Origin of the sequence: Streptomyces sp. NPDC046939 (assembly GCF_040644575.1) — a bacterium.
Classification (GTDB): Bacteria; Actinomycetota; Actinomycetes; order Streptomycetales; family Streptomycetaceae; genus Streptomyces.
In genome coordinates, this window is record NZ_JBEYWV010000012.1 from 195,563 (window position 1) to 207,508 (window position 11,946).

Consider the following 11,946-nt stretch of genomic DNA (forward strand, 5'->3'; position numbering starts at 1 on the left):
CACGCCGTCGGCCGGACGTCACTGACCCGCGGGAGGGGCGAACGTGTCGACGGCGGCGTCGAAGTAGCCCCGCGCCTCGTCGGCCCTGCCGACCGGCGCCGAGACCCGGATGTCGTAGCGGCGCCCGCCCTCCTCCCAGCACAGGTCCATGACGCGGCGCGCCTGGCCCCCGGAGGTCGGGTCGTCCCAGGTGAACTCCCACAGCGCCGCGTCGTGCGCGTCGTGCGAGGTGTCGGTGATCTTCCCGTCCCGGTAGCCGGGGTTGGTGCGCGGCCCGGCGGCGGCCGCCCGCTGCTGCGTCGCGGCGGGCCCGCCGTTCTGCGGCGCGGAGACCCGGACGCCGATCCGGAAGGTCCGGTCCGCCGACAAGTAGTACACCCACGGCCCGTCGACCGACCGGGAGAACCCTTTCGGCACGGCGAGCGCGAACCCCTTCGCGTCGCGTACGCCCCGGTAGCCGGGCGGCGCGGTGACCGGCGGCTGCCCGGTGCGGGTCGGCGCCCGGGTGACGGTCACGGTCGGGGTGGGCGCCTGCGTCGTCGTCTCCGTCCGCGTGGGGCCCGCCGTCGACGTGGGCGGCTGCCCGTCGCCGTCCTGCCGGGCGAGGAGCACGGCGGCGGAGATCCCGGCCCCGGTGACCGCCGCGACGACGGCGGCGGCCACGAGCACCACCCGCGTCGGGATCCTGCGCCGCCGCACCACGACCGTGTCCAGCGGCGGCGGCAGGAACGGCAGCCGGGCCTGCGCCGCCTGCGGGGTCGCGCCCGTGGCGACGTAGGCGCGCAGCAGCCGCTCGGCCTCGTCCACGTCGAGGCGCCGCTCGGGCTCCCGCTCCAGCAGGCCCCGGACCACCGGGAGCAGCGGCGCGGCCTCGGCGGGCGGCAGCGCCTCCTCGTACAGGACCGCGTGCAGGATGCCGCCCAGGGAGTCGCGGCGGAACGGGGACTCGCCGGAGAGCGCGGCGCACAGCAGCGCGCCGAGCGACCACAGATCGGCGGCGGGGCCCGTGCGGCCGCCCTGCATCCGCTCGGGCGCGGTGTACTCCGGCGAGCCGACGAAGCCGCCGGACTCGGTCAGGGTGGTGGCTCCGGCGACCCGCGCGATCCCGAAGTCGGTGAGCACGATCCGGCCGGTGTCGCTCTCCAGGAGGACGTTGGCGGGCTTGAGGTCGCGGTGCTGGACCCCGCCCGCGTGGGCGACGCGCAACGCGCCGAGCAGCGCGAGCCCGATCCGCGCCGCGTGCAGGGCGTCGACGGGCCCGTCCTGCGCGAGCCGTTCGGCGAGCGAGGGCCCTTCGACCAGCTCCATGACCATGTACGGGCGTCCGTCGTCCAGGACCACGTCGTGCACGACGATGATGTTCGGGTGGCGCAACTGGGCGACGGCCCGCGCCTCGCGCAGCATCTGCTCCCGCTGGAGCCGCGCCTCCCCCTCCGACAGCGACTCGTCCAGGCCGAGCTCCTTGACGGCGACCTGTCGCGCGAGCAACGTGTCGGTGGACCGCCAGATGACCCCCATGCCGCCGCGGCCGATCTCGGCCTCCAGCCGGTAACGACCGCCGATCACGCGGACGTTGGCCCCCTCGGTCCCCATGCGCCCCATCATGCCGCACACATGCGCGCAAGGACTGTCCGGTTCCGGTCAGCAACGTTTCCGAAAGGGGTCGTCACCGACGTGCGGACGGGGCTACTGAGGCGGTTCCCACCCGCGCAGAATGGCGTCGAACCGCTCCCGCGCGGCGGGCCACTGGTTCGCCGGCGCGGAGAGGTAGAGGGCGTACTCGGTGCCGTCGGCCTCGCGGTAGGTCTCCTCGATGGCGCGTCTCGGACCGGTCGTGGCGTCCTTGTTCCCGGCCGTCCACGTGAAGTCCCACAGCGCGCCCTCGCGGTCGCGGAAGTGGTTGGAGTCGAGCGCGATCCGCCAGTAATTGGGCAGGTTCCTGCTCACGGTCTTCTCCAGGTCCAGCTGGTGCTGGTAGGAGTCCCGCCACTGCGAGTTCCTGTCGATGGCGATGCGCAGGAACTGCCGGCCGTCGTCGGGGGTGTAGTCGATCTGGGTGCCGTTGGCCTGCCGCTTCCAGCCCGGCGGCAGCATGAGGCTGAAGCCCTCGACGTCCCTGACCTTCACCCAGTCCTTAGGGATCGCCCCGGCCCCGGTCTCCTGCTCGCCCTTGTCGCCGTTCTTGCCGCTCTCGTCCTTGTCGCCGTTGTCGCCGTTGTCGCCCTGCTCGCCCTGGGTGCCGCCGCTCGTGCCCTGGCTCGACGCGGTGCCGCCGCCGTCGCTCCGGTCCCCGTAGTACTTGGACCCGAGGAGCGCGCCGCCGCCCCCGATGACCAGGGCCGCGGCCCAGACGGCAAGCATCCGCGGCCAGCGCCGCCGCGGCGCGGTCGCCGCCATGGCCGGGACGGTGTGCGGGTGCGGTTGTGGATACGCATGCGGGTCCGGCGCCGGAGCCTGTGGCTGGGTCTGGGCCGGTAGGTGGGTCTGGGTGTGCACACGTGTCGGCACATATGCCTGTGCCGCACTGGCGGACCGCCCCTCCGCCGCCTCGGCGAGCATCACCTCGGCCTCGTCGGCGGTGGGCCGCGCGGCCGGGTCCTTGCGCAGCAGCGCGCTGATGACCGGCCCCATCGCCCCCGCGTGCCCGGGGACCTTGGGCTCGTCCTCGATGACGGCCTGCATCGTGCTGATCGGCGACGTGCGCCGGAACGGCGACATGCCCTCGACGGCGGTGTAGAGGGTGGCGCCGAGCCCCCACAGGTCGGAGGCGGGGCCGGGCTCGGAGCCGCTGACCCGCTCCGGGGCCAGGTAGTCGACGGAGCCGACGATCTCGCCGGTCCTGGTGATGGTCGAGTCGCCCTCGACCTGCGCGATGCCGAAGTCGGTGAGCTTGACCCGGCCGTCCTTGGCGAGCAGCACGTTGCCCGGCTTCACGTCGCGGTGCAGGACCCCGGCCCCGTGCGCGGCGCGCAGGGCCCGCAGCGTCCACAGGCCGATCCGGGCGGCCTCGGCGGGCGCGATGCGGCCGTGCTCCTTGACGGCGTCGGCGAGCGAGTGCCCCTCGACCAGCTCCATGACGATCCACGGCCGGTCGTCGTGTTCGAGCACGTCGTGCACGGTCACGACGGCGGGGTGGTTGATGCGCGCGGCGGCCCGCGCCTCCGTCTGCGTCCGCGCGAGCAGGACCGCGCGGTCGGCCTCGGCCACCCACTGAGCGGCCGTCAGCTCCTTGACGGCGACGGTGCGGTGGAGCACTTCGTCGTGGGCGCTCCATACCCGGCCCATGCCGCCGCGCCCTATGGACTCGCCGAGCCGGTAGCGGCCCGCGAGGAGCCGGCCCTGCATCTGATTCACGTTCCCACCCATGGTCTTGACGTGCCCACACTAGGGAGCGGGCGCCTCTCAAGGAACAGGCGGGGTGCCATGGAGACAGCACTGTGACGCGGTTCGCGTCCGGTACCTCCCGGTTCAGCCGCGGTACTGGTAAGTAGCCGACGCCTGGTCGTACAACCGCGTCACCTCGTCGCGCTCGGCCTCTGGTCCGCGCACCTGGAGGACGTGGTATCTGCCGCCGACGATCATGGCCAGATTCCGTACGAAGACCTCACGCCCGTCGGGGCCCTGCCATGTGAACTGGCCCTCGGCCATGGCCCGTCCGCCGACCTCGACGGTCTTCATGCCGCTGGACGTCGCCCACGTGGAGTCGCGGAAGGGCTGCAACTCGCGCTCGTCCTCGCGCTGGTACTTCATCGGGTCGCCGCCGTACGCGGCGGTGGTGTCCCGGCCGGGGACAACGAGCAGCTCGAACTTGCCCTGCGCGTACACGACCTGCCCCCGCCCGTTCTTCGGCTGCCGCTGCCAGCCCTTGGCGACGGCGACCTCGAACCCCTCGGGGTCCTTGCGCAGCGCGAACCCGGCGGCGACGTCGGACTGCGGCTGGGTGCTGGAGGGCTCGGAGCTGTCCTGCCGGTCGGGGGCCGCGGTGGAGGCGGGCGCGGACGGCTCCTGGGAGCGCTGCGGGGCGCCGCCGATCGAGTTGGCGTTCTCCCGCGTCCCGGCGCCCTCGTCGTTCTTCGGCATGAACGCCACGGCGTACGCCACCGCGCCGACGAGCGCGACGAGCACCAGGACGAGCAGCCACCGCCCGAGCGACCTGGGCTGCCGCTCCCGCCGCTCGCGGGGCGCGCGCCCCGCCCTGGGCAGGCGCTCGGGCTTCGGCGGTCTCGGGGCCCGCTCGACGCGGCCGCGCTTGTGCCGCCCGTGCCTGCGGACCAGTTCACCGCGACGGCGCTTGACGGGCAGTCGGGTGGCGTCGAACGGCGGCGTCGGCACGACGTACAGGCCCGCGTCCGGCTCGGGCGCGGACCGCACCAGGGAGCGCAGCCAGCCCCGCAGCTCCTCGAAGTCGAGCCGCTCGGTGGGGTCCTGACGCAGCAGCGACTCCACGACGGGCCGCAGCGGCCCGCACTCCTCGGCGAACGCGGGCGGCTCCGCGCACACCATCTGCACGAGGTCGGGCGTGGACTCCTCGGGGTACGGGGCGTGCCCCTGCACGGCCCGGAAGAGAAGCGCTCCCAGCGCCCACAGATCGGTGGCGGGCCCGACGGGCGCCGCCAACTGCCAGCTCTCCTGCACCGGATACGCCTGCTCGGGCGCCCAGCGCTCGGTGACGGGCCCGACGACGGTCATCCGCACCTGCCGGGCGCGCTCGGCGGCGACCCCGGTCAGCTCGCGCCGCCCCGGCCCGGCCTTGTCGCCCGGGGAGCGCGGCGCGGGGAACGCGCCCGTGTCCTCCTCGGGTTTCTCAGCCCCGGCGACCAGCTCGTCCCACCGCGCGGGGCGGGGTGCCGCGCCGTGCCACTCCTCCCCGCCGGCGGCGGCCCGCGCCCCCGCCCGGTACGCGGCGATCGCCCCGGCCCGCGCCGCGCGGTAGTCCTCGGGCCCCGGCTCGCCCCCGGACAGCGCCACGGAGGGCGGCGCCGACTGCGCGGGCAGGGTGACGGGCGCGGGTTCGGCGACCTCGACGGCCGCCCCGAACTCAAGGCCGGGCCCGTCGGCCTCCGGCCCGTCCTGCGCGGAGGGCCGCGGGTCGTAGCCGCACAGGACCTCCTCGGCGGCGCCCGCGGCCATGCCGGTGAGCACGACCCGCCCGTCGTCGCAGACGAGGACGGTGTGAGCGGTGATGTTCCGGTGCACCCAGCCGTGCGCGTGCAGGGCCCGCAGCGCGGTCAGCACGTCGGAGGCGACCTCGGCGGCCCGGTACGGGCTGAGCGGCGCCTCCTCCAGGACATCGGAGAGCGGCCGCGCCGCGACGACCTCGCTGACGACCCAGAGCGAGCCGCCCTCGGCGAAGACGTCGAAGACCTGCTCGAGCCGGGGGTGGTCGGGTATCTGGGCGGCGGCCTGCGCGGCCTCGATGGCCCGGGCCACGGCGGGTTCGGCGGAGCCGCGCGCGGGCGCCCCGGGTCTGAACCCCTCCGGCAGGCCGTCCGCGTCGAGCACCTCCGCCTCGACGACCTCCGGCAACGGCACCTGCCGGACCAGGACTTCCTGTCCGCTGTAGGTGTCGAAGGCCCGGGTCTCCGCCGCCGGCTCGTACGCGTCCGGCGACGGAACGGGAAGACGATAACGGTCGGCGAGCACCCGTCCCGCGTACTCGTCCACGAGGCCTCCCCAGATCCGCCCTGCGGTCAATTCCGTTCGCTATGCGCCCTCTTGTACGAACCGATGCGGCACGACGCGTCCTGATACAACTGCGCACGGTCCGCAAGCACTCACGATACGTGCCGAAGCCGCCCGGAGTCGCGAATCGTCGGCTTTCCCGGCGCACACACCCATGACCTGGGCCGTCACGACTTGGGTGTGAACGACTCCGTGAACGTGCTCCACGCCGTCCTGCGCTGCTCGCCGCTCCAGTCGGCGTCCTTCGCCGTGTACATCAGCCCGTACCCCAGCGATCCGCTGACCACGAAGCCCCGGTCCACCGACCGGTACTTGGTGCCCCCGTCGACGTACGTGAACTCCCAGTCCGCCGTGTTCCAGCCGCGGTAGTCGACCGACGCGATGCGGATGCGGTCGTACTGGGAGCGCCGCATGTAGTTCTCCTGGTTCTTCCAGTCCTTCACCGGGTCGGACTTGGGCGAACTGGTCCAGCCCACCAGGAGCTTCTGCGCGTCGGGGCCGGTGAAGCGGGCCCCGGCCGCGCTGGTCGAGACGTACTTCCAACCCTTGGGCAGATCGATCGAGAAGCCCTGGGAGTGCTTGTACGTCTTGGCGTCGGGGTCCGTGCCGTCGGCGCCCGGCGAGGAGCCCTGCCCGGCGCCCGCGCCGGACGCGGAAGCCGAGGCGGAGGGGCTGCCCTTGTCCTTGCCGGAGCCCTTCCCGGAGGAGTCGTCGTCCTTGCCGGAGCCCTTGCCCGAGTCCTCGTCCTTGCCGCCGTCCGTCTCCTTGCCGCCGCCCGCCGCCGCGGACCCGGTGGCCCCGGCGGAGGCGGCCTTGTCGCCGCCGCCCTTGGCGCCGCTCGCCTTGTCGTCGCCGCCCCTGCCGAGCGAGAGCGCCAGGATCACGCCGAGTACGACGAGCGCCACGACCGCCGCGATGATCACGAGCGTGCGGCGCGGCACGACATCGGTGATCGACGCCTTGGGCACGGGCGCGCGCGGCGGCACACCGCCGCCGGACTGCGCCGGGATCCGGCCGGACGTCACGCCCGCGGACCCGGAGACAGCTGTGGCGGCCGTCTTCTGCGCGGCGGGCTTCTCCCGCGCGGCCGTGGCGGCAGCGGCGGCCTTGCGTACGGACTTCAGCGCGCCCCGCAGCTTCTCCGCGGCCTCCTCGCCCCTGGCGGCGACGGCCGCGCCGGACTTGCCCTGCGGCTTCTCGAAGGAGGGCGCGGGCGGCAGCGGCACGACCTTCGTGGCCTCGGCCGCCTCCGGCTCCGGGGCCGGCTTGGGCGCGGGCGCGTCGATGACGCTCTTGAGCAAGGCCCGAGCGCCCGCGTCGTCGAGGCGCTGGGCGGGGTCCTTGGCGAGCAGCCCGTAGATGACCGGCTCCAGCGGGCCCGCGTTGGCCGGCGGGTCGACCGGCTCGGTCATCACGGCGGTCAGCGTGGCGATCGCCGACCCCTTGTCGTACGGCGGGACGCCCTCGACGGCCGCGTACAGCAGACCGCCCAGCGACCACATGTCGGCGGCGGGGCCCGGCTTGTGGCCGCGCGCCCGCTCGGGCGAGATGTAGGAGGGCGCGCCGACGAGCATGCCGGTGGAGGTGATCGAAGGGTCGCCCTCGACCTGGGCGATGCCGAAGTCGGTGAGCACGACCCGGCCGTCCTCGGCGATCAGCACGTTGGACGGCTTTACGTCGCGGTGCAGGATGCCCTCGCGGTGCGCCGAGCGCAGCACGTCGAGGATGGCGAGGCCGACCTCGGCGGCGCGCTGCGGCGACAGTACCCCGTCCTCGCGCACGGCCTCGGCGAGGGACTTGCCCTCGACCAGCTCCATGACGATCCAGGGCCGGTCGTCCTCGTCCACGACGTCGTAGACGGTGACGGCGCCGCTGTTGCGGATCCGGGCGATCGCCTTCGCCTCGCGCAGCGTGCGCGTGATGAGGCGGCGCTTCTCCTCCTCGTCGATGCTCGACGGGAAGCGCAGCTCCTTCACGGCGACGGTGCGCCCGAGCGTCTCGTCCTTGGCCCGCCACACGGTGCCCATGCCGCCGCGGCCGAGCACGTCGCCCAGGCGGTAGCGCCCGGCGAGCAGCCGCCCGGCCGGCTCCTGGCCGGAAGGGGATGCCTGACCGGCGGGGTTCCGCCCGTCCCGGTCGCCGCCCGTGTCCGGCGCGTCCTTCACGGACGCGTCCTGACGAGCGCTCTTGTCCTGACGGGTCTCGCCCGCCCGCTCCGCCTCCGACATGCGTCCCCTCTGCAACCCGCCCTGACAGAGCCTTCATTGTCCCTCACGTGGGGACCGCCCGACGCCCAGGGTCGCTCCCGCGAACGGTTGTCGGGAACGTCTTCTCTGTCCGGATCCGGGCAGCTCGCCTGCCCGTTGACCTTGTGTGACGCCACTCTTCCTGTGCCGGCCACCGAGGGCAAGGGCTACCGGCGTGTCACAGGGGGACGATGTCGGGCGCACCGAGGCGCGCGGCGTCGGCCGTCAGGTCGTCGGGCTGCAACTGGGACTCGCGTTCGGCCTCCACCCGCTTCTCGTAGTGCGTGACCTCCCGCTCGACCTGGTCCTCGTCCCAGCCGAGCACCGGCGCCATGAGTCCGGCCACCTCCCGCGCGCACCGGGTGCCGCGGTCGAAGGTCTCGATGGAGATGCGGGTGCGGCGCGTGAGGACGTCGTCGAGGTGGCGGGCCCCCTCGTGCGAGGCCGCGTAGACGGCCTCCGCGCGCAGATAGTCGTCGGCGCCGGTCAGGGGCGCTCCGAGGCGGGAGTCGGCGGCGATCAGTTCGAGTACTTCCTGGGCCAACGCCCCGTACCGGTTGAGGAGATGCTCGACGCGTACGACGTGCAGTCCGGTGCGGGCGGCGATCCGTGCCCGCGCGTTCCACAGCGCCCGGTACCCCTCGGCGCCGACCAGCGGTACGTCCTCGGTGACGCATTCGGCGACCCGCTGGTCGAGGGCGTGCACCGCCTCGTCCACGGCGTCCTTGGCCATGACCCGGTACGTCGTGTACTTGCCGCCCGCGACGACGACGAGGCCCGGCACCGGGTGGGCGACGGTGTGCTCGCGGGACAGCTTGCTGGTGGCGTCGGACTCGCCGGCGAGCAGGGGGCGCAGGCCCGCGTACACGCCCTGCACGTCGTCGCGGGAGAGGGGCACGCCGAGCACGGAGTTCACGTGCTCCAGGAGGTAGTCGATGTCGGCGCTGGACGCCGCCGGGTGCGCCTTGTCGAGGTCCCACTCGGTGTCGGTCGTGCCGACGATCCAGTGGCGGCCCCACGGGATGACGAAGAGCACGCTCTTCTCCGTACGGAGGATGAGCCCGGTGGTCGAGTTGATGCGGTCCTTCGGCACGACGAGGTGGATGCCCTTGGAGGCGCGGACGTGGAACTGGCCGCGCTCGCCGACCATGGCCTGTGTGTCGTCGGTCCACACCCCGGTCGCGTTGACGACCTGCTTGGCGCGGATCTCGTACTCGCCGCCGCCCTCGACGTCCCGCACGCGCGCGCCGACGACCCGTTCGCCCTCGCGCAGGAACCCCGTGACGCGCGCCCGGTTGGCGACCTTCGCGCCGTACAGGGCGGCGGTGCGCACGAGCGTCGCGACGTAGCGGGCGTCGTCCATCTGGGCGTCGTAGTACTGGAGGGCGCCGACCAGCGCGTCCTTCTTCAGGCAGGGCGCGACGCGCAGCGCGTGACGGCGCGACAGGTGACGGTGCGTCGGAAGCCCGCGTCCGTGCCCGCGCGCCATGGACATGACGTCGTAGAGGGCGACGCCCGAGCCCGCGTACACGCGTTCCCACCCCTTGTGCTGGAGGGGGTACAGGAACGGCACCGGCTTCACGAGGTGCGGCGCGAGCCGTTCGAGCAGCAGGCCACGCTCCTTCAGCGCCTCCCGTACGAGGGCGAAGTCCAGCATCTCCAGATACCTGAGCCCGCCATGGATCAGCTTGCTGGACCGGCTCGACGTGCCGGACGCCCAGTCCCGCGCCTCGACGAGCCCGGTGGACAGGCCGCGCGTCACCGCGTCCAGGGCCGTGCCCGCGCCCACGACCCCGCCGCCCACGACGAGGATGTCCAGCTCGCCCTCGGCCATGGTCGCGAGGGCCTGCGCCCGCTGCTCGGGTCCCAGTGTCGCTGCCTTCACTGCTGCCTCCCGCTGTCGTCGGCGCCGGGCTCAGGGCCTGTCACCGGCAGGTGTACCCGTCTCGGGGCTCCTCGCACGCAACACTCCACAACCCATTGCGGCGCAATACCGCATATCGGTCATATTTACTCCTAGTGTGACAGTGCGCTCGCCCGTCCCGACCACCGGGCCCGCGCCCTCGTCCCGCCCCGGCCACCGGCCGGAACCGCCTCCTCGGGAAGGACGGCAACCGCCATGCCCGCAGACCTCGCCGTCATCGGCCTCGGCCACCTCGGCCTGCCGCTCGCGCAGGCCGCCGTCGCCGCGCGCATCGCCACCGTCGGCCACGACCCGGACCGCGCGAAGGACCTCGCCGCGGGCCGCGTCCCCGGCGACGGCGACGACGCGGCCCTGACCGCCGCCGACGTCCGCCGCATGCTCGCCGGCGGCTTCCGCCCCACCACCAACCCCGCCGAACTGGGCCGCGTCCGCACCGCCGTGATCTGCGCCCCGACCCCGCCCGGCGCCGACGGCGGCCCGTCCCTGGACCCCGTCATCCAGGCGACCCGCACCCTCGCCGCCCACCTGCGCCCGCACACCACCGTGATCATCGAGTCCCCGGTCCCGCCGGGCACCACCGAGTCGATCCTGCTCCCGCTCCTCGAAGAGGGCTCACGCCTGCGCGCGGGCCGCGACTTCCACCTCGCCCACGCCCCCGGCCGGCTCGACCCCGGCAACCGCAGCCAGCCCTACTCCGCGACCCCCAAGGTCATCGGCGGCTACACCCCCGCCTGCACCGAATCGGCGGCGACCTTCTACAGCCGCCTCACCGACAAGGTCGTCCGCGCCCGCGGCCCCCGCGAGGCCGAGACGGTGCACCTCCTGGAGACCAACTACCGCCACGTCAACATCGCCCTGGTCAACGAGATGGCCGTGCTCTGCCACGACCTCAACGTCGACCTCTGGGACGTCATCCGCTGCGCCGAGACCAAGCCCTTCGGCTTCCAGGCGTTCCGCCCCGGACCCGGCGTCGGCGGCCACGCCCTCCCCCAGGACCTCACCTCCCGCCACCTGCCGACCCGCCCCCTGCGGATGGTCGAACTGGCCCGCCAGGTCAACGACCACATGCCCGCCTACGTCGTCCAGCGCGCGGCCACGCTCCTCAACGAGCACGGCAAGTCCGCGCGCGGCGCCCGCGTCCTCCTCCTCGGCATCACCTACAAGCCCGACCTCGCGGACTGCCAGGGCGCCCCCGCGCAGGAGATCGCCACCCGTCTGATGCAGCTCGGCGCGGCCGTCAGCTACCACGACCCCTACGTACCGTCCTGGAATGTCCTGAACCGGCCGGTCCCGCGCGCCGATTCGCTCTACGAGGCCGCCGCCGACGCCGACCTGACGATCCTGCTCCAGCACCACCGCACGTATGACCTGCAAGGTCTCGCGGTGAAGGCGCAGCTCCTGCTCGACACCAGGGGGGCGACTCCGGCGGGGGCGGCGCACCGGCTCTGACTGATAATGTGCGGCCCTTCATGTCATGGGCACACCCGTGCCCATGCTCACTCTTCGGGGGGACCGCATGACCCAGCCGCCACCACCACAGGACACCAACCCGTACGCCCAGTCCCAGCCGCCCCAACCGGCACAGCCGTATGCCCCGTTCCCGCAGCAGGGCCCTCCGCAGCCGGGCTTCCCGATGGCGCCGCCGGCTCCCGCGCGCGGCAACCTGGGCCTCGGCATCCTCGCCGGTTTCGTGACGATGCTGGCTGCGGCCGGCGCGTACGGCGGCATCATCGGCGGTGTCGAGCGCGAGATCGGTTACGCGGCCGTCGGCGTCGGCTTCCTGGTCGGCCTCGTCACGGGCAAGGTCGCGGGGCGCAACCCGGCGGCACCCTTCGCCGCCGTGCTCATGTCGCTGATCGGCGTCTACTTCGGCCAGCTGCTCGGTGAGGCCATCATCGGCGCCAAGCAGCTCCCGGTGACGGTGACCGAGCTGTTCATGGACCACTTCGACCTGCTGAACGAGGCGTGGAAGGCCGACGCGGACTTCCTCACCTTCGTCTTCTTCGCCATCGCGGGCGTCGCCGCGTTCGGCGCGACCAAGCGCGCGGCCGGCTGAGCCGACCAGCACACACGAGTGGGGCCCCGCCGATCCGG

7 protein-coding genes are annotated in these 11,946 nt (G+C 73.6%); 2 read left to right on the forward strand and 5 right to left on the reverse strand.

The window, feature by feature from the left end; all coding sequences use genetic code 11:
* Positions 1–18: 18 nt before the first annotated feature.
* The 5 genes from ABZ877_RS15925 to ABZ877_RS15945 form a co-directional block, all read right to left on the reverse strand.
* Entirely contained in the window at positions 19–1,593 is a 1,575-nt protein-coding gene (locus tag ABZ877_RS15925; protein WP_361070443.1) for a serine/threonine-protein kinase, read from the reverse strand.
* Between the two features lie 93 nt (positions 1,594–1,686).
* Entirely contained in the window at positions 1,687–3,345 is a 1,659-nt protein-coding gene (locus tag ABZ877_RS15930; RefSeq protein WP_361070513.1) for a protein kinase, read from the reverse strand.
* Between the two features lie 123 nt (positions 3,346–3,468).
* A complete protein-coding gene (locus tag ABZ877_RS15935; RefSeq protein WP_361070445.1) occupies positions 3,469–5,664 on the reverse strand; it encodes a protein kinase in 2,196 nt (731 codons plus the stop codon).
* A 185-nt stretch (positions 5,665–5,849) separates the two neighbouring features.
* Positions 5,850–7,910 (reverse strand): serine/threonine-protein kinase, encoded by a 2,061-nt coding sequence (locus ABZ877_RS15940; RefSeq protein WP_361070447.1) that lies wholly within the window; start codon positions 7,908–7,910, stop codon positions 5,850–5,852.
* 196 nt (positions 7,911–8,106) lie between these two features.
* A complete protein-coding gene (locus tag ABZ877_RS15945) occupies positions 8,107–9,813 on the reverse strand; it encodes a glycerol-3-phosphate dehydrogenase/oxidase (RefSeq protein WP_361070450.1) in 1,707 nt (568 codons plus the stop codon).
* Positions 9,814–10,047: 234 nt separating this feature from the next.
* On the opposite strand from ABZ877_RS15945, the gene ABZ877_RS15950 reads away from it, so the two are divergent.
* Together ABZ877_RS15950 and ABZ877_RS15955 are read left to right on the forward strand one after the other, a co-directional pair.
* Positions 10,048–11,301 (forward strand): nucleotide sugar dehydrogenase, encoded by a 1,254-nt coding sequence (locus ABZ877_RS15950; RefSeq protein WP_361070452.1) that lies wholly within the window; start codon positions 10,048–10,050, stop codon positions 11,299–11,301.
* Positions 11,302–11,368: 67 nt separating this feature from the next.
* Complete coding sequence (locus tag ABZ877_RS15955; RefSeq protein ID WP_361070455.1) at positions 11,369–11,908, forward strand: hypothetical protein; 540 nt, start codon at positions 11,369–11,371, stop codon at positions 11,906–11,908.
* The last annotated feature ends 38 nt before the right edge of the window (positions 11,909–11,946 follow it).

Excerpts from the sequence above, each read along its gene's own strand:
- ABZ877_RS15955 (WP_361070455.1), top strand. The coding sequence starts at position 11,369 with ATGACCCAGCCGCCACCACCACAGGACACCAACCCGTACGCCCAGTCC.
- ABZ877_RS15925 (WP_361070443.1), bottom strand. The coding sequence starts at position 1,593 with ATGGGGACCGAGGGGGCCAACGTCCGCGTGATCGGCGGTCGTTACCGG.
- ABZ877_RS15950 (WP_361070452.1), top strand. The coding sequence starts at position 10,048 with ATGCCCGCAGACCTCGCCGTCATCGGCCTCGGCCACCTCGGCCTGCCG.
- ABZ877_RS15930 (WP_361070513.1), bottom strand. The coding sequence starts at position 3,345 with ATGCAGGGCCGGCTCCTCGCGGGCCGCTACCGGCTCGGCGAGTCCATA.
- ABZ877_RS15940 (WP_361070447.1), bottom strand. The coding sequence starts at position 7,910 with ATGTCGGAGGCGGAGCGGGCGGGCGAGACCCGTCAGGACAAGAGCGCT.